General features: G+C 53.7%; 17 protein-coding genes and 1 pseudogene. 8 read left to right on the forward strand and 10 right to left on the reverse strand.

Translation table 11 applies throughout. The features are described 5' to 3' along the window. Positions 1-242: 242 nt before the first annotated feature. A complete protein-coding gene (locus PAE68_RS07765) occupies positions 243-1,274 on the forward strand; it encodes a restriction endonuclease (protein WP_281885718.1) in 1,032 nt (343 codons plus the stop codon). A gap of 775 nt (positions 1,275-2,049) precedes the next feature. Here PAE68_RS07765 and PAE68_RS07770 read toward each other — a convergent pair. After that, on the reverse strand, positions 2,050-2,496 hold the full coding sequence (locus tag PAE68_RS07770; RefSeq protein WP_281885720.1) for a hypothetical protein: 447 nt from the start codon (positions 2,494-2,496) through the stop codon (positions 2,050-2,052). Between the two features lie 228 nt (positions 2,497-2,724). Here PAE68_RS07770 and PAE68_RS07775 point away from each other — a divergent pair. The 4 genes and pseudogenes from PAE68_RS07775 to PAE68_RS07790 all read left to right on the forward strand — a co-directional run. Then, a pseudogene (locus tag PAE68_RS07775) lies at positions 2,725-3,111 on the forward strand (manganese catalase family protein); the annotation flags it as partial. Between the two features lie 212 nt (positions 3,112-3,323). Next, positions 3,324-4,757: a DHA2 family efflux MFS transporter permease subunit gene (locus tag PAE68_RS07780; RefSeq protein WP_281885722.1), complete on the forward strand. Its 1,434-nt coding sequence runs from the start codon at positions 3,324-3,326 to the stop codon at positions 4,755-4,757. Between the two features lie 126 nt (positions 4,758-4,883). Next, positions 4,884-5,495 carry a CBO0543 family protein gene (locus tag PAE68_RS07785; RefSeq protein ID WP_281885724.1) on the forward strand — a complete coding sequence of 204 codons (612 nt, stop codon included), beginning with the start codon at positions 4,884-4,886 and terminating at the stop codon, positions 5,493-5,495. 65 nt (positions 5,496-5,560) lie between these two features. Next, on the forward strand, positions 5,561-6,262 hold the full coding sequence (locus PAE68_RS07790; RefSeq protein WP_281890959.1) for an HAD family hydrolase: 702 nt from the start codon (positions 5,561-5,563) through the stop codon (positions 6,260-6,262). A gap of 172 nt (positions 6,263-6,434) precedes the next feature. Here the strand turns inward: PAE68_RS07790 and PAE68_RS07795 are convergent, their stop codons facing one another. The 7 genes from PAE68_RS07795 to PAE68_RS07825 form a co-directional block, all read right to left on the reverse strand. Then, complete coding sequence (locus PAE68_RS07795) at positions 6,435-7,559, reverse strand: YheC/YheD family endospore coat-associated protein (RefSeq protein WP_281885726.1); 1,125 nt, start codon at positions 7,557-7,559, stop codon at positions 6,435-6,437. Positions 7,560-7,572: 13 nt separating this feature from the next. Then, a complete protein-coding gene (locus PAE68_RS07800; RefSeq protein ID WP_281885729.1) occupies positions 7,573-8,721 on the reverse strand; it encodes a YheC/YheD family endospore coat-associated protein in 1,149 nt (382 codons plus the stop codon). Then, a complete protein-coding gene (locus PAE68_RS07805; RefSeq protein ID WP_281885731.1) occupies positions 8,722-10,089 on the reverse strand; it encodes a YheC/YheD family endospore coat-associated protein in 1,368 nt (455 codons plus the stop codon). It lies immediately after the preceding gene. Positions 10,090-10,430: 341 nt separating this feature from the next. Continuing rightward, complete coding sequence (locus tag PAE68_RS07810; protein WP_281885733.1) at positions 10,431-11,600, reverse strand: YheC/YheD family endospore coat-associated protein; 1,170 nt, start codon at positions 11,598-11,600, stop codon at positions 10,431-10,433. Between the two features lie 63 nt (positions 11,601-11,663). Next, entirely contained in the window at positions 11,664-13,031 is a 1,368-nt protein-coding gene (locus tag PAE68_RS07815) for a YheC/YheD family endospore coat-associated protein (protein WP_281885735.1), read from the reverse strand. A 220-nt stretch (positions 13,032-13,251) separates the two neighbouring features. Further along, on the reverse strand, positions 13,252-13,440 hold the full coding sequence (locus PAE68_RS07820; protein ID WP_281885737.1) for a hypothetical protein: 189 nt from the start codon (positions 13,438-13,440) through the stop codon (positions 13,252-13,254). A gap of 64 nt (positions 13,441-13,504) precedes the next feature. Then, positions 13,505-13,930: a hypothetical protein gene (locus PAE68_RS07825; protein ID WP_281885739.1), complete on the reverse strand. Its 426-nt coding sequence runs from the start codon at positions 13,928-13,930 to the stop codon at positions 13,505-13,507. 199 nt (positions 13,931-14,129) lie between these two features. Between PAE68_RS07825 and PAE68_RS07830 the strand changes: the two genes are divergently transcribed. Further along, complete coding sequence (locus tag PAE68_RS07830; RefSeq protein ID WP_281885741.1) at positions 14,130-14,756, forward strand: LysE family transporter; 627 nt, start codon at positions 14,130-14,132, stop codon at positions 14,754-14,756. Here PAE68_RS07830 and PAE68_RS07835 read toward each other — a convergent pair. Beyond that, positions 14,697-16,211: an amino acid permease gene (locus PAE68_RS07835; protein ID WP_281885743.1), complete on the reverse strand. Its 1,515-nt coding sequence runs from the start codon at positions 16,209-16,211 to the stop codon at positions 14,697-14,699. The genes PAE68_RS07830 and PAE68_RS07835 overlap by 60 nt on opposite strands. A gap of 227 nt (positions 16,212-16,438) precedes the next feature. On the opposite strand from PAE68_RS07835, the gene PAE68_RS07840 reads away from it, so the two are divergent. Further along, positions 16,439-17,554, forward strand: coding sequence for an acyltransferase (locus PAE68_RS07840; protein WP_281885745.1), 1,116 nt, complete (start codon positions 16,439-16,441; stop codon positions 17,552-17,554). 155 nt (positions 17,555-17,709) lie between these two features. Continuing rightward, a complete protein-coding gene (locus PAE68_RS07845) occupies positions 17,710-17,991 on the forward strand; it encodes a hypothetical protein (protein ID WP_281885747.1) in 282 nt (93 codons plus the stop codon). Positions 17,992-18,111: 120 nt separating this feature from the next. Here PAE68_RS07845 and PAE68_RS07850 read toward each other — a convergent pair whose 3' ends face one another. After that, positions 18,112-18,462 carry a hypothetical protein gene (locus PAE68_RS07850; protein ID WP_281885749.1) on the reverse strand — a complete coding sequence of 117 codons (351 nt, stop codon included), beginning with the start codon at positions 18,460-18,462 and terminating at the stop codon, positions 18,112-18,114. Between the last annotated feature and the right edge of the window lie 172 nt (positions 18,463-18,634).

Raw genomic sequence — 18,634 nt, forward strand, 5'->3', positions numbered from 1 at the left:
TAGTATGTACGGTCTATTTATTGGTATTTATCTACTTGAAATAACGAATATTTCAATATTCGATGACATCTTGGATACTGTACAAGTCAACTCGTCTTTATCATTAGATTGGGGATAGAATGATGCATGCGCGGATAAGACCCAGTTATTACAAAAAGAAAAAACAAAATAATCATCGTATATTTATAGCACCATCTAATCCAGTCAGCCTTATTTTTCGATGTACTCTCCATGATGAGAATATGAGGGAGAAGGTTGTTGAGGGTAAGATACTACCTTATTGCAACTCATGTATGCTATCTAGTCTCGTACAGGAAAAGTTACAGCAAATTGAAAATGATAAGGAGAATAAGGCAAAAGCAATTAAAAAAGAACTCTTCAATTCATTCATGGCACTATTATTTGTCGGTGGTATATTTTATGTAGTTGTCGGGATTATTGTTGGGGGTATTATACACCAAATTGTTGAAGGTGTTCTGGATAAGATAGGATATGAACTATATATACATCCCAACTGGTTCATTGGAGTATTTGCTGCAGTTCTGCTCTTCCTCACGATAATAAGCACTTACTCTGAAGAAATTCGAAGAATAATCAAGGAGAAGGATGAAGCTCAAATTAATGAGGAAATCAAAAATAACTTGGAACGGGAAAAAAACACTAGAAGCTATGAATTAGTGAGATTCAAAGAGTCAATATACCGACAGTATCTTTATCAGACCAGTAATATTAGGGATATAGATAAGCTCGAAGGAATAGCATTTGAGGATTTTATGGCTTCTGTTTTTCAAAGGCAGGGATACATAGTCTCTGGAACAAAGGCGTCGGGCGACGATGGGATTGATCTTATTATTGAGACACACGGGAGACGAATTGGTGTACAATGCAAGAGGTACAGTGGAAATGTCTCTGTTTCGGCTGTTCAAGAGGTATACGCAGGTAAAGGAATGTATGATTGCGATGAAGCTCTTGTGGTTACGAATTCATACTATACACACCCAGCAAGGCGCATGGCAGACAAACTCGGTGTCGCACTTTGGGATCGGAATAATCTAATTGAGGAATTACATAACCTCCAGAAGAGAATAACTTGGGAGACTTATCTCAAGAATTATTACATAATTCCGAATCAAAATATTCCAACAGAAAATTCAGATTTAAAAGAGATCATAAAATGTTTGAATTGTAAAATTGACAATAGGGTGTTGGTTGGAAAACTATACATAGCACTTTGTGGTAATTGTCGGAAAAAGCTATCTGAAAGAGTATGTTAAGATGAAGATCATCGCATGAGAGTAAAGGGAGTATCCCAGATCTTCTTGGAAAAATGATAAACTCCCTGAGGTGCTTCCTCAAGGGGAGTTTTGCCGGTGCTTCCGGACAAAGTAAATTTACCACATATACTCATAATTGTAAATGTAATCACATATATTCCCAAACGCTTGGGATTTCTGTGTAATGCAACTGCTTAACTTAGGTTTATATGGTAGTTGTTTGTCTTTGTTGACACAGAGCTGTTTTTAATTGTATTATGTTTTATGCGGTCACGTTCCCGTAAGAAAGGGGAACCGAACAATATGAATAATGATCGTATCTTGCTTTACATCATTCTTCTAATTGTTGTGATTTTCGGTATTTTGGCTTTGACTCGTTAAGTGAGTACAGATTCATATCTAGACCAATCTCGTTAACAAAAAACGAACGTGACCAGCCCTTATCAGGGTTTGGTCAATAAAATAAATTATAAAAAACCAATCACCCATTAACAGGGTGGTTGGTTTTTTAGTACCTTCCTCTATTTTGTGAGTACTATCCCCTACAATCCATTGATTCATCAATCTCAGTAGGAGGTATCATTAAAAAGTCCACAATTACGTTCATTTAAGCAGCGCGTTGAGTTGATGCGGAAGCCGTTCCGCCTATCAGAAAGGATATTGCTACAGTCTGCATCTGCTAATTTGGTTTCAACGTGAAGTTTTAATATTGCACACAAAAAAGACGCCTTCAATGGAAGGCGTCGCGATATTCAAAATCAGAGTACTTACGATACTAAGAATTTCTGAGGATGCCAGAAGTATAAAGATAATAAGGATCTGAGTCAGCGGCTCCATCGACATAAATTACGTAACTAGAAAATGGATCCACTGGAAACTCTATAAAGGTGTGTCCGTTTTGTTGGCTGCTCTGAATAGGAGTAACAACATAGAATCCGCTTGGAGTGTATTTATAAGCTGTGACAATGAGAGAAGGGCTCCAATGGATAGCATTTACCGCAAATGTCCCACCATAGTCAGCTGTATGAAAACCATACCAATCCATATCCTCATGGCTGCTTATGTAACCTTGAAAGTTTGCTGCTCCAAATGCTGGGATGATCGTTGGGGTATAAGGAGAGTCGTTTGGTTCATTTACGTCCTGTGAAGCAAAAACGGATTGTCCCGTACTAAACATCAATACAGCAGCGAGCGCAATTGACAAAAATCTTCTCTTCTTCAAATCCACCATCTCCTAAACTATATAATATTTATATTACATATAATAATTTAATATATTTTCAATAATATGTAAATAAAAAATAGTGTTAAGATTTGATTAAAAGAGAAACATTACGTCAGGCAAATGAATCGATTATTTGACGCAGCCAGAGAATTGAAATAAACAGTAAACGGAGTTCAATATTCTAATGAAAGAAACACAGTGAAAAATAACCGATACCCATAGTGTTCAGAAGAATTTGCGCACCTCGAGATGATCGCCACCATGATCTACAAGCTGACGAAGGATGCATCGATCGAGCAAATCAAAGCAGCAGGTCTTGACCCTTATTACGTCAGCCACGATTCGGCGCTCTTCTACGCGAATGCGGCGGGAGATCCGTGGACCGCGACCTACATTCAGGCGAAGGGCGATCCGATCGCCGATCTGTATGAGGATATTGCGGCGGAGGAGAAGGCACGGGCGACGTACCAGTGGCTCATTGATATGACTGATGACGTCGACTTGCAGGACGGACTTAAATTTTTGCGCGAGCGTGAGGTTGTGCATTCCATGCGGTTCCGCGAGGCGGTTGAGATACTGAAGGCGGAGCAAGGGGCGAAGAAAATATTTTAGTAGCAGCTAACTAGACAACCATCATCATAGCTCACAGGGATAGGCCGTACTTCATTGCGAAGGAACGGCTTCTTTATATGCTGTCATCCTACCATTTACAAATAAATTACGCCTCAAGTATTGACTATTTAAACTGTAAATCGTAGAGTAACAGATATAGGGGCGCGCAAAACACAGCCCTGTATATACGGAGAAGGAAGTGGAGTGAAGGCATGAAGCAATATAATACGAAGGCCATTATGGCGTCGCTGCTCATTTGCGGCTTCATGGGCATGTTCAGCGAGACGGCGCTGAATATAGCGATCAGCAATTTAATGGAAGTATTCCAGATCACCGCTGCGACGGCGCAGTGGCTGACGACGGGCTTCCTGCTGACGCTAGGCATTCTGATGCCGATGACGGGCTTGCTGCTGCAATGGTTCACGACGAGACAGCTGTTCATTATTTCATTGGCCAGCTCGCTGGCGGGCACGTTAATCGCGGCTCTCGCGGTTAACTTCGAGATGCTGATGGTCGCACGTGTGCTGCAGGCGGCGGGTATGGGGCTTCTCATTCCGCTGATGTTCAATACGATCCTTGTCATCTACCCGCCGGAGCAGCGTGGAGCGGCGATGGGCTTCGTTGGACTGGTCATCATGTTTGCGCCAGCGACAGGTCCTACCGTGGCCGGTATCTTGATCGAATATTTATCGTGGCACTATATTTTCTGGCTGACGTTGCCGTTCTTGGTCGTTGGATTATTGGTAGGGTTGAAATATTTGGAAAATGTCACGGAAGTAACGAAGCCTCCTATTGATCTATTATCGGTCGTGTTATCGACAATCGGCTTCGGAGGAGTCGTCTTCGGCTTCAGCAAGGCTGGCGAAGGCGAGCAAGGCTGGGGCAGTCCGATTGTGATCGCCTCCATCGTCGTCGGCTTGATCGCACTGATGTTGTTCGTGCTACGTCAATTGACGATGCGTCAGCCGGTCATGAACCTGCGTGTGTTCAAGTTCCCGATGTTTATCGTTGGCCTACTGATGGTGCTGTCGTGCATGATGATTATATTGTCCAGTATGATTATTCTTCCGCTCTATTTGCAGAATGGCATGGGCTTGTCCACATTTGCAGCTGGACTGATGCTGCTGCCGGGCAGCGCGCTGAACGGTATTTTATCGCCGCGCATGGGGCGGTTGTTCGATAAGTATGGACCGAAGTGGCTCGTCATACCGGGGCTTGCCATCGTTGCGGTGACGCTATGGTTTTTCTCCGGCATTACGCCGACGACTTCGATTGCCTTCATCGTGGTGCTGCATATCGCTCTTATGGTTGGGATCTCGATGGTATGGATGCCTGCACAGACGAACGGGCTCAATCAGCTGCCGCCGGAGCTGTACCCGCACGGCACAGCTGTCATGAACACGCTGCAGCAGGTCGCAGGTGCGATCGGTACTGCCGTAGCGGTAGCTATATTGACGAGCGGGATGGAGAAGTACCTGCATCAATCGACTGCACCGTCAGAGCTGGCGGAGATGGCCAAGGCGATGACGCTCGGGTCGCAGAACGTGTTCCTGTTCGCCATGTTCGTTACGCTGATCGGACTCGCCATTGCGTTCACGATTCGTCGGGTCATTGTCAAGCAAGGCGCGTTAGGTCCGATGCATTAAAGCAGTTAGGAGAGGGAGTTTTCGGACTCTCTCTTTTTTTGCACCCAATAAATACGAGCACGCGAATTACATTTTTATACATATAAGTAATCTAAAGAAAATTTTAGGTGCGGCTCTGCAAAAAGAGTGCATTCTTGTCCATCCTATAACTCATCAAGTCTTATACAGAAGTGTGATGGAAAGAGGAGAGCTGTCATTCATCTACTAGTAACCGCAATCACGATTGCATGCTTCTTTCGCTCGAAAAATTGGCGGCAGTCCGGACGCTATCATACGACAGCGCTCTATATGATCGTCGGCAATTTATTGTATTTGCTGCTTACGGCCGGCTTCGTGCTGTGGCGATTTTCACCAGAATTCGAGCTGTTGCCCATTGTGTTTGAGCTTAGCTACACCTTCATCGTATTTCCGCTTACGGTGCTCATGTTCTTGAATAGCTATCCACAGGGTCGTGTCCATATTGCGAAGCATTATGCCAAGTGGATCTTGCTGTACTCAGGCTTCGAGCTTGTGCTCGCTTGGAACGGCCGTATGCTGTATGGCAATGGGTGGAACTGGTATTATTCCACAGCGTTTGATGTGCTCATGTTCCCCATGCTGCTGCTGCATAGCCGCAAACCGCTGATTGCCTATGCGGTGTCGGTACCCATTATTATACTCCTTGTATGGTACTTCAAGGTTCCGATCGAACCGATTGCCAGAGCCATATTGGAAACCAGGTGGTCTCCCGCTAATTGACATTCGAGAGGAAACATGGTTGTATAGAAGGGCATTGGTTTGAAAGCGGTGGGGGGAAACGAATGATGAACAAACGAACGATGCCGGAAGCGATGATATTTGATGTAGACGGTACGTTATTCCGGACGGAGACGCTGCTGCTGCCTGCCTATCATGCTGCATTCGAGCAATTGCGGGCTGAAGGGCTGTTTCGCGGGGAAACGCCGCCGGAACGGTACATCATCGGCAGTCTTGGGATGCTGCTTGAGCACATATGGGAGCAGGTACTGCCTGAGTATGGGCGTGATGTTCATCGACGTGCGGACGAGCTGCTGCTGAAGCTCCAGCTTGAAGGGCTGCGGCGCGGCGAGGGTGAGCTCTATGAGGGAGTTGCTGAGACGCTGCGAGCGCTGAAGGAGCGGGGCATCCGTTTGTTTACCGCGAGCAACGGTCTGGAGGCATATGTCAAAGGAGTGATCGGCTATCAGGGCTTGGAGCCGTTGTTCGAGCCGGAAGGGCTGTACAGCGCCGGGCAGCATCGGACGCGCTCCAAGGTAGACCTCGTTCGTCTCTTACTTGACCGGTTCGGAATTCAGGAAGCATGGATGGTCGGAGACCGCTCGTCGGACGTTGAGGCTGGCCGTGGCAACGGACTGTTCGTCGTTGGCTGCGATTACGCAGGCTTCCGCAAGCAGGGGGAGCTAGCGGGGGCCGATGTACGCATTCAGTCGTTCAGTGAGCTGCTCGACGTGCTCGATTCGTTCGAACAGACGCAGCGAAGCGGATAGCGACAACTCAAGCTGTAACATAGGGCTGTACCGTATGCCGTATGTGTAAAACAATAGACCCGCTCCACGGAAGCTCGTCACAGAGCTCCTGGGAGCGGGTCTTGTCATGAGGGTCCGATTGACCGCGTGAAGTGCTACGTCTGAGGTAGGCGACGGACTCGTTAACGCAGCCTTAGGGCCGCGGCTTGACTGGTGCATCCTTCTTCTTCGTAGTCATCAGCCACTGTGCATATTGTAGCGGTCGGGTGATCGCCTTCGCGTAGGTCTCCTTCTCGCCGATGCGTCGGAACACTTCACGGGACGGCTTCGGGTTCACCTCCAGCAGCCAGATGTGACCGCTTGGATCGACCGCAAGATCGATGCCCGCCTCGCAGAACGGGCCGAACTTCGTCTCCAGATGCTCCGCCACGCGAAGACCGAGCTCATAAGCCTCCTTGCGGATCGACTCGACCTTGGCCCCGGTGCCGAACCGCCTCGCGAGCAGCGTCTCCATCGACACCGCGCGGCCTCCGCCGTGCAGGTTGGACGTAACCGAGCGCTGCGGTCCGATACGGCCTGCACAGCCAGTCACCTGCCACTGGCCTTGGCCGTCCTTCTGCACGAGCATACGGAAGTCGTGTACGCGTCCATCCCTCAGCTTCAGGTTGATGCCCTGCTGCACAATATATTGCTCCTGCAGCTTCCAGCCTTCGAGCTTGGCGGGAAGGCGGTCGGTTTTCATTTTACCCGCGGTCAAGATGCGTCTCATCGGGTCTCGGCCTTGCACGTGAATAACGCTTCCGCTACCGGCCAGCCGCTGAAGACGAAGAATGCCGCGTCCGCCGGTGCCGCTCTTCGGCTTCATGTAGACGACCTCGTGCTTTTTCAGAAAATCAGCCAGCTCCTTCGCGCTTCGATAGCGGACCGTCGCCGGCAAGTAAGGCTCGATCCGGTCATCCTGTGCGAGCAGCTGATGCATCGCCCACTTGTTAGCAAGCGGGCGGCTTATATATTGAAGCTCCGGGTGGCGCTTGCGGAAGCCCGACAGCTTCCGGTAATTGCTGACGCCGTGGTACCGGCAGCGGTCGTAGATGAGTGGAGGGAACTTCGTCCACTTGCGCACCCATTTCTGCTGGGCTGAATCGTAGGTGAGGGCGTGCACGCGCGGAGGCTGCAGCTCCTTGACGTCATCGGGTGTAAAGATCATGACATCCAGTCCGAGCTTGCGGCCTTGGATGCACAGCTTTTTGAAGAAGGCGAGCTCCTCCAGACGACGCCCCTCCAGATACATAGCCAGAACGCCTAGTGGTTTGGACATGATGGTCACCTGCCTAACGATAGCTGCTTAGCTTCGTACTCTTTTTGGATAAAAACATCGAATAGCGAATCAAGTTTTCGAGCGATTTTTGCCGAATTGGAGGCTCATCGAACTTCATTGGCTTCGAATTCGCCTCGAAAAACCAGATGTGTCCGTCGCTGTCGACGCCAAGGTCCATGGACATCTCGCCAAGCGTATGGCCGCTTGCCTTCTCAATGTGCCGGGCAATCGTAAGCGCGGCCTTCTTCGCCCGCTGGATCACCTTCTTGCTCGTCGTGCTGCCGAAGGCATGCGCGAGCAGCTTGGCTGGGTCGTCGATGGAGCCTCCACGCGGGACGTGGGTCGTAATGCTGAGCTTACCGGCCAGCCTCGCCCCGACGCCTGCTACGCTCCAGGCGCCTTTGTAATTTTTCTGCACGAGCACACGGAGATCGAACGGCCGGCGCTTGTAGCTCGTCAGCTGGATGCCCTGCTGGGCGATATAATCCTTCGAGCCGATCAGCTCGCTCACCTCGCTCCACAGCTGGGAGACGTTCGGGAAGCGGGTAATCTGGCTCTTCGTCTTATCTTGAATGCTCAGCTCGAACTGCCTTGCGGCTGCCTTGCTGCTATCGACGCGGCTCACCTTCATAATCCCCTTGCCGGCCTTGCCGCGAATCGGCTTCAGGTACAGCGAGGAGTAGCTCTGCAGCAGCTTGTCGAGCTCGGAGCTGGAGGACAGGCGCACCGTAGCCGGGATGTAAGGCTTCGTCTGCTTCGACTTGTTCAGCCATTCGAACAGTGTCCACTTGTTGAAGAACGATGGGTTGAAGAAGCGGATGCGCTCGTGGCGCAGACAGGTTTGGATCACCTGCTGCACCTCGGGCATCATCTCGAACTTGCGGTACGGAATCCGGTTATAGATGACATGGGGCAGTGGCAGCAGCTCGCGCTTCCAGCTCTTCGTGCCATGCTGGTAGCGGTAGCCGACCGCATGCTTGCCGCTCAGCTTGAAGTCGCTCGTCGTCATGACGTATACGAGGACGCCGCGTTCCTCCCCGGCTCGGATCAAGTCGATGAAGTTATCTTGATTGCCGCGAAAAATACGCTTGTTATCCGCATAGGTCAGAATGGCGAGCGTCGGTCGCTGAGGCGTCGCTTGTTGCTTCGTTCGCGTAGCCACCTAACCATCCCTCCTTGCCTTGAAGCGGCTCAGGTAGAGGCAGTAGTCGTATATATATTGCAGGGAAGCGCGTCCCTGCTCCTTAAGAGCCGGGTGCTTGAAGATCGAGCGTCCTGGCTTGGAGTTCGCCTCGAACATCCAGATGCGCTCGTTCTTGTCGATGCCGATGTCGAAGCCGAGCTCGCCGAGCGTATGCTTGTAGTTGCGTTCGATGTCTTGCGCCAGCTTGATGGCCGAATCTTTGGCGTTAGACAGCACGGCATCCGCCCGCGAGCCGTACACTTGGCGCAGTGCTTGCTCCGGCGTCATCAGCATGCCGCCTGTGCGAACGTGCGTCGTAACACTGCCTTTACCCGCCTTCTTCGCGCCGATCGCAGCGACGACCCATTGGTTGGCGCTGTTCTTCGTCATATGGAAGCGGAAGTCGAGCGGACAGCCGTCAATCTCGATTAGACGGATGCCCTGCTGGGCGACATAGCCGCGCAGGCTGCCGTTATGACGGTGCAGCAGCTTAATGAGCCCATCGTACTTACCGAAGCGCAGCAGTACGTTGCGGCCGCTGCGACGGAAGCGAGCGTAGTAGCCGCGCTTCGGGTTATACGTCAGTCGGTAGATGCCGATGCCGAGACTGCCCGCTGTCGGCTTCAAGTAGATGAACTTGTGCTTCTCCAGCATCTCCTTCAATTCCTCACCCGAAGGATTAATGCGCGAGTCCGGTACAAAGCGGAACGCATCGGTGCCCTGGAGCAAGTTGTAGACGTCCCATTTATCGAAGAAGCTCCAGTTGAACAGCGGAATTCCCCGTCGGATGAAGCGCTGCTTGAACGCATTCATGGAGCTTAGCTTCTCCGCCTTGCGGCTCGGAAGCCGGTTGTACACGACATCTGGCAGCGGAACCGTCTTGCGCACCCAGCCGCCTTCGCTGCGAGGAATGATCGCGTTCACGGTGCCCTGCGACCAGTTCACATCGCTCGGGGAGAAGGCGAAGTAGAACGCGCGATCTGCGCCGACCCGCATGAATTGACGGATGAAGTCAGTCCGAGAGCCGAACGGTGCTGTGCTGCTGCGGACGACGTTGGTCAAGATGCCGATCAACGGTCCGAGCTTCATTTCTTTACCGCTGTTATTGACAACCATGATCGTTCCGGTGCGGGGGAGCTTGAGCTGCGTATAGAGGGAGGCGGTTATATACAGATGGTTCCCGCTTTTTTTCAGCAGCTTGAGTGGCAGCGTTACGCTCTTGCTGCCAGCCTTTACGGTAACGCTGCGCGTTTTGGACAATTTCAGCGCTCTAGCTAAGTCACCACTGGCATAGACCGCGCGTTCCTGTCTTTTTGTAATATGAACTGTACAAGTGGTCGAGCTCATGATGAACCTCCTATCCTGGAATAACAGTCTCCCGGAAGAAACAGGAGCTGTTATGGCAAGCCTCGAATTTGGCGTAGCCAAATTGAGGGCCTGATCTACTGGAATAACAGTCTCCCGGAAGAAACAGGAGCTGTTATGGCAAGCCTCGAATTTGGTGAAGCCAAATTGAGGGCCTGATTTACTGGAATAACAGTCTCCCGGAAGAAACAGGAGCTGTTATGGCAAGCCTCGAATTTGGTGAAGCCAAATTGAGGGCCTGATTTACTGGAATAACAGTCTCCGGGAAGAAACAGGAGCTGTTATGGCAAGCCTCGAATTTGGCGCAGCCAAATTGAGGGCATTTATCGAATGATGGACGCTTCGTGCCGCAGCATGTAATCCGCATAGCGCAGCGGGTTCGCTGCGGCGGCTGTTTGCGCCTCTTGATGCTGGATATAAGTAAAGATGGAGCGGCCCGGCTTGGAATTCACTTCAAGCAACCAGATACACCCGGCGGTATCGATCCCATAATCGATACCGAGCTCGGCGAGACGCCCGTGATCGGCTTCGAGAACGGGCGGCACCGCCTCTGAGAGCTGCTGCAGCTCCTCCAGCAGCTGGGCAGCTCGCGCCCGCCCGAACTGGCGGGCGAGGAAGGGCTCGGCGGCCTCCGCGGAGCCGCCGCCGTGCAGGTTCGCGGTCAGGCTGCCCCCCTGACCGCATCGGACGGCGAGGCCGGTCAGCTGCCAGCGGCCGGAGCCGTCCTTCTGCATGAGCGCGCGCACGTCGTACGCGCGGCCCTCGCTCGTGTGCAGCGCCAGATAGCGCTGCACCAGATAGCGGCGGCGGCCGATGAAGCGCCGCAGCCATAGCCCGAGCGCGGCGGCGTCCGCGAAGCCGCGCGACACATCGCGGTTGCGCGCGTCCCGGCCGCGCACCGTATAGGCATGCGCCGCGCCCGCTTCGCCGCGGCGCACGAGCAGCACGCCGCGGCCCTGCGAGCCGCCGAGCGGCTTCAGCACGGCTTCGCCGTGCGCCGCCAGCCAGACGCCGAGCGTGCGCATGCTGCGCAGCAGCTCGGTCGGCGGCAGGTGGCGGTTGAACTGGCCGCTTGCAGCGAGCATCTGCTGCACCGTCCATTTATCCTTCAGTCCGTTACTGAGCAGACGGACCGAAGGAATGTCGCGCAGCCGACGGAGCGCCTCGCGGTATACGGCTTGCTGCGGCTTGCTCGAGAAGAAGCACCGATCATAGATCACCGGAGGCAGCTCGAAGGAGCAGCGCTCCCAGCATCGCAGAGCGAGGTCGTATCGGTAGCCCTGCACGCGCTCCTGCTCCCAGTCGACGGAGCAAGGCGTGAACACGTACACGGTCAGGCCGAGCTTGTGGCCGAGCATCGTTAACCGCTGGTAGAAGCTGCGATTCTCGAACGGCGCCTCCTGATCAGTCCGTACCTCCGTTCTCGTCCTCGTCCTTGTCGTCAGGATGCCGACCGTCTTCGGCTTACGAGCCGACTTGTTGAAGATTGCCATCGCACAGCACCTCTCGATCGGTGGGAAGTGATCTTGCGCTCATCTTCATATATGCACGCAACGTTAGAACTTGGCAGCGTATCGGGAATATTGCACGATGGTCTTGACGGATGGACGAATTTTGCGTTCTGCCGACAGCGGCGTATTGTCCTCCTTGGACGGCTTCGAGTTGACCTCGATCAGCCATACCCGACCTCCGGAATCTAGCGCCAGATCGACGCCCAGCTCGGCAAAATGTCCATCGATCTGCTTCTCGACGCCCTTCGCGATCTGCAGCGCCGCGCGGCGCAGCTTGAGGAGACCGCTCGACGGAGAGATGGAGCGGGCACGCTTCAGCGCATCCTTGACGGTCGTCAGCGAGCCGCCGCGAGCCAGGTTCGACACGAAATGGTCTTGACCGGCGATACGAGCGACAATCGAGGTGACGGTCCACTGTCCGCCGTCTCCACGCTGTACGAGCGCGCGGAAGTCGACGGGGCGTCCTCCGACAGAGACGAGCGGCAAGCCTTGCTGAATCTGATACCGCTGCGACTTGACCTTGCGGGACAGCGCCGCGTACAAGGCGCTCATCGTCGGGTAAGACTGCTTGCGCGACCCGTTCACTCCAGTGAAGGAGCAGCTGTAGCCGCCGCCTGACAGCTTACGGATACGGATTATGCCCTTGCCGAGACTGCCAGTGATCGGCTTCAGAAAGACGGTGTTGTACTTGCTGCACATCGACTTCATCTGCTCGAACGATTTCAGTAGATGCGACTCTGGCAAGTAGAGGCGAATGCCGGACTCCTTCTGCAGGGCGTCGAACACCTCGGTTTTGTTCAAATATTTCTCATTGAACAGCACTGTGCCTTGCTTCGACCTTACATGCGAGATGAACTGCTGCACGCTCGGGCGGTTCTCCAGCTTGCGGCTCGTCAGTCGGTTGTACAGCACATGCGGCAACGGGAAGGCAGTCTTGTGCCACCCTCCGGCATAATGCCAGCCGCGAACAGTGTCGCCCTGGCCGTCCAGATCGTCAGGGGTGCAGAAGAAGACCGCTGCGCCGTACAGCTTGCACGCATCGCTGAGCTCCCGGCAGAAGCCGGTGTTCGCTCCGAACGGCTTGTCGGTTGCAGTTGCATGTACACGGCTCATCATGACGCCTATGAGCGGCCCCAGATGGAGCGACTTGCTGCTCGCCTTATACCGCACACATAGCTGCATCCCTTGGGTCAGACCGAGCTTGGCGGCGAGCGTCGGGCTCATGCGCAGCGTGCCGCTCGCTTGAACCGCCACGACCTTCACGTCGTGCCGAGCCGAGCCAAGGCGTAACTGGATCGTCTCTCGCTGCGGAATTTTCCATTTGCGGACCAAGGCATCACTGAGCATGAGCAGTGTGCTGTCGCCCATCATGGACGCTTGTATCGCGATTTTCACTTTTGTTCTCTTCTTCATACGGTACTCCTTCCCAGCATGAGCGGTGCGCCCTGTTGGCGGTTTTGTTCATGCATGGAGCGTTGGCAAACGAACTACTTCATCATATGAGGGCGTCTATCCCTTGGTGAGAATAAAAACGTGATCAGCCGCAATAACGCAAAAAGGACTCCACCTCATCGTCTACTGACGTTGAAGTGAAGTCCTATTTCAAACTTGACGATGCATGGTCAGAGCATCATTACAGCCGATACCGTGTCGGCCGCTTCTGCTCCTGCTCGTCGTTCTCTTGCTTCTCGTACGGTGATTCGGCCCCGATGCGGGTTACGGCAACGACGCCGAGCTCGTAGCGCTCATGTGGCGCTGTATCCTCGTAGACGGTAGCCGGATCGCCGTCGGTCTCCGGCTCGAATTGCGGCTCGTTAGGCATATGCTGCGCTCCTTATGAGTCTATATTAACGACAACAGCTCGTTGAAGCTCCTGGCGCTGGCGTTTACATGTACAGCTGGCCGCTGTCTCCGGTCTGGCCCTGCTGCTGCTTGACGAGCACGTCCATCTGATTGATGCATTGCTGAAGCTTCGATTGAATCTCCATGATGCGGCGCTGCTGCGCGCTCATCTGGGTCTCCACCTGAGACTGGGCCTGCTGGAGCTCGGTCTGTACTTGAACGAACTGCTGCTGAAGCTCGCGCAGACGGGAGGAGAAGTTCGTCAGTCCCGATTGGGCGAGTGCCTGCTGCGCCTGCTGGGCTTGCTGCATTTGCTGCAGTTGGCGCTGCTCTAGAAATTGCTGATACGATAACGATTGCTGCTGCATGCCCGGCTGTGTCGAGCCTTGCTGCGTATATCCTTGCGATTGTACACTTCCTTGAGGGATGTAGGTCTGCTGTCCTTGCTGCTGTTGCATGTTCTGCTGCATTCGTAGTGCCTCCTCGTCATCCTAGTGTAGTTTAAGTATTCGATGTACGGTGTGGAATTATTCGCTATAGCTGCCGCGATGCACCGCTTCCAGGTACACGAGCCAAGACAAGCGGTCATGAAGCCGTGCTATGGCGAATACAATGGGAGCGGGCGTGTGAACAAGCATGCGCCAATTCCGAATGCAAAGGAGCTCATACATGAACGTCTTTCTCTCGTACATGATGCTGGGCATCTCCTTATCGGCGCCGATCGGGCCGATTAACGCCGCTCAGCTGGACAAGGGGCTGAAGAACGGCTTCTGGCATGCGTGGATCGTCGGCTTCGGTGCGCTGCTAGCTGATGTGCTGTACATGCTGTGCGTCTATTTCGGCGTTGTCCACTTTCTGGAGACGCCCTTCATGCAGACGTTTCTATGGCTGTTCGGCTGCTTCGTGCTGCTCTATATCGGCCTCGAAAGCGTGCTGAAGGCCGGGGACGCCGCTTCTTATCAAGCCCGAGGAGACGAGACGCTGACCCGTTCGCTGCTGTCCGGCTTCCTGATGGCGCTGACGAATCCGCTGAATATCCTATTCTGGCTCGGCATCTACGGCTCGGTGCTCGCGAAGACCGCGTCCACCTTCGGGATGAAGGAGCTCATCCTGTATTCGCTTGGCATCATCGCAGGTATTCTGCTGTGGGACATCATTATGGCCAGCATCGCGAGCACGTTCCGCAAGGTGCTGACGCCGCGCATGCTGCGCTTCATCTCGATCGCCTCGGGTGTGTCACTGATCGGCTTTGGACTTTACTTTGGTTTTCAAGCGGCCAAGCTTCTGTTCGGTTGAGAAAATGGCAGGGTCCGGCTCGAAGCTCCAGATGGAGCCGCCGCTTGACGGGCGCACATCCCACGCTGGTGCAGCGCCTTCCGTCTTGCCATCGGCATGAGCATCGGCGGCATCCCCGTGCTTACGCCAGACGCGCTGCATCACAAGCGTGACGATGCCAACCACGACGACGAACAGCAGGCTGATGAAGAAGCCGGGCCGCGTCGTCTCGTGCAGCAGCGTGCCGCTGATTGCGAGGGCAAGCAGCAGGATGCCCGTATAGCGCTTCACCTTGCCGAACGTCGATGCCTCCAGCAAGCGACCGGAGGAGAGCAGGATGAACATCCAATTATAGAGCAGCATCAAGCCGGCCGCGGTCGTGACGAATTCATACAGGTTATCCGGCAGCAGCAGCGCCATGAGGACCGATAGCCCGAGCCCCCCGGCTGTGAACGCGATCGCACGCAGCGGCTTCTCCTTCTTCTTCGTCGTCTTGGCAAAAAACGGCGGAGCGTCCCGCTCCTCCGCAAGCGAGACGAGTATCGTCGTCACCGCGAATAGCGACGCGACCATCGTCGAGAAGCCCGCGATAATGAAGGTAGCGTTGAATACGTGCGGCACCCACGGCAGCAGCGGATCGGCTAGCGCGGTCACGAACGGGCTCTCCTTCGTCTGGAACGAGCCGAACGGCACGAGCACGAGGGCGAGTCCGATGGAGACGACATAGATGATGCCGAGGAGCAGCAGCATCACCTTGCCCGCCTTCGGGCCGTCCTTCGGGTTCTTCAGCCGCGTCGCCATCAAGCCCATCACCTCGATGCCGCCGAAGGCATAGAAGGCGTAGATGAAGGCCGACCATAGCGCTATCGTTCCGTTAGGCAGATAGGAGGCAGGCGTCTTCGGCGCATGTCCCGTGCCACCAATGACATCGAACAGAATGAGCGCGGCAAGCACGATGAACATGAAGATGGCCGCAATTTTCATGACGGCGAATGCATTCTCTGCCCGGTCGAACGTCTTCGTCCCGAGCAGGATGACCCCAAGTCCAAGCACAGCATAGACAAGTGCGAGCATCCACATTGGCATAGTCGGGAACCAGAAGCGCGAGAACAGCGACAGCGCCGTCAGCTGGCTTCCCATAATAAGCAGCTCCGACAGCCAGTACACCCAGCCGCAGCTGAAGCCCGCCCATCGACCGTAGGCGTTCTTCGCGTACGTGCGGAACGACCCCTTCTGCGGGTCGGCGATCGTCATACGAGCGAGTGCGTCGAAGACGAAGTACGTCCCGAGCGCAGCGAGCACGAAGGCGGCGATGAGCGCCGGTCCACCGATCGTCAGTCCAATCGCCGAGCCGAGGAAGAAGCCGGTGCCGATCGTACAAGCGACGCCAAGCAGGGCGAGCTGCCACCATTCGAGCCTGCGCTCCGCCTTGCCGCTGTCTGCGCTCACGTTGTGCTGTTGGTTGCTATGCTCCACGATACAATTCCCCTTCCGAGCAGTTATTTTCCTATAAAGTTAACCATTAGCTCTCTGCACGTTATTTGTGCGCAGGGGGCGAGCTTTTCATGCACAGGCGTAACATTCTCATCGTATAATCCGAACTGTGGTCCGAGGCACAATTCGTTATAGTCGTACATGCCTATGGTATGTTACTGTATAGGAATCATAAGCCAACGCGCGGAACAGGAGTTAGATGAGAATCGATGAGCAACAGCACTTCTTCAGTCAGTCCTATATGGCAGCCTAAGGTACCTGAGCTTCAGCTTGTACGCGCAATCGCTATTGTTGCGGTCCTTGTTATTCATGCAACAGCAGATGCGACCGTAGAGCTGCAGACTGGCAGCGGCTCACAGGCGATGTATGTCCTGATCAACAAGCTTCACAATTTTGCAGTGCCGGTCTTTATTTTGCTGAGCGGACTTGTCCTGTTCTACAGATATAAGGATGATTTCGGGAGCAGGCAGGCGGTCAGTTTTTATACGAAAAGATTAAAGCTAATCGTCATCCCTTACTTAGTCTGGTCCTTATTCTACTACCTATATAATCAATGGATCTATGACCGCAGTAATGTGCGCTTCGACGCTTCGGCATTCGCGGAGCTGCTGCCGTGGGCGGACGCGTCGTACCATCTGTACTTCATGATCATTATCGTGCAGTTCTACGTGCTGTTCCCGCTGCTGATGGGGCTATGCCACAAGTATGCGTGGATCGGGCGCCACCTCATCTGGCTCGGTCTAATCGTTCATGCGGCGTTCTACGTATACCACGATATGGTGCGTCCTGTAGACCACATGGCATCGCTATGCTTGAACTACTTCAGCATGTTCACGTTGGGCGGCTGGATCGGTCTTCACTATGAGCAGGTAACCGTATGGCTGAAGCGGAGGCTGGGACTGGTGCTTGCTTGCACAGCGGCTTGCGGTCTTAGCTTCGCGATCTTGTTCGTGCTAGACGATCGTAAGCTGTTCAGCATGTCCGCCTATACGTTCCAGGCGCTGTTCTTCGGCTATGCAGGACTTGCCGCCCTGACGTTCATTCGTCTCGGTCAATGGATCGTCAGCCATCAGCCGCGCGTATCCGCCGCTCTGCAGGCGCTAGGCGCCGCCTCGTTCGGCATCTATCTGGTGCATCCGGCTGTGTTGACGTATTACAAGGTGCATGTGGAGTCGCCTAGCTCGATGCTGCTCTATCATGGCTATGTGGCTGGCGGGTTGTTGGTCAGTCTGGCTGTGCCATGGCTGCTCTCGTACGTCTATGGCAAGGTGGTGCAGCCTGCACGTCAGGCGAAGAAGGCTAGCCCTGCGACGATGTCAGGCTGAGGTGAGGCTACTGGCGGGTCTATGGAGGGCAGTCGGGCTGCTGTCCGGCTGCTGCGACTGGGACGCGATCCGCACGGTTGCTCAATCGGGGGTGCTAATTCGCAATTCTTCTTCATACAATGAACTGTACAAGTTGTTAGGGAGGAGGATACGCCATGCGAAAAGGCTGGAAAAACATCATCTACATGGGGCTTGCGCTAGGAATGATTGCGTATTCCGTGCCCAAGATCGATATCGGCCACCTCAGTGCGCCTAGCACCATATTCGGCCTCGTCTGGATCGGCTTCGCCCTGCTCGTCGTAGCCTCTCATCTGCATGAGCTGCTCGGGGTCGAGGAGGAGACGAAGCGGGAGCTTCTGAAGATCAAGCGGATGAAGCGCTGGCAGATGGAGCAGGCGGTAACTGGCAAGCGCAAGATGCTTCAGGTGAGAAGATAATTGTCCGTATACATGTGCTCGTCAATATGTAATGAGCCCGCAGGCGGGCCGCTTCCTTGCAAGCGGCGGCGCTGCGGGCTATTTGTTGTATTCCTCATGAATGAACGAATGGACAACGAATTACACGAGCAGAGCGATCGCTAACAAGTCGAACAGTGCGAGCGGCAGGATGACATTGTTGTAATACGGATTGTAGCCCGGAGCTCCGTATCCATAGCCATAAGGCGAGCCGAGGAAGGCGCGGCTATGTCCTGGCATCACCTGCAAATATACATACTGCATATCAATATGTACGATGATGCCGTCATGCATGCTGCCTTGCACCGTCTGAATGCGCACAGGCTTGTGCATGTGCTGGCTGCAAATATCATGCACCTTATGCTTACACTTGCTCAGCACGTCGACATCGGACTTCTCCATCTCGAATATCGTTTGCGGAGCGGCTGCGTTCGGGTTAGGCATGTTTAACATTCGGAATACACCTCCATAAAGTATAGGCGACGCATAGGTCGTGTTCGATTCACTATATGCAGGAGAGGGTCGTTTCACGCTTTCTCAGAACGATAGAACCTTTAATTTTTTGCAAATTCAGCCGTAATCTGTACGCAGCTTGTTCTAATCGATCGCTAGACATGGTAAGATG

The sequence above is a fragment of the Paenibacillus sp. YYML68 genome (assembly GCF_027923405.1).
In the GTDB taxonomy this organism is placed as follows: Bacteria; Bacillota; Bacilli; order Paenibacillales; family NBRC-103111; genus Paenibacillus_G.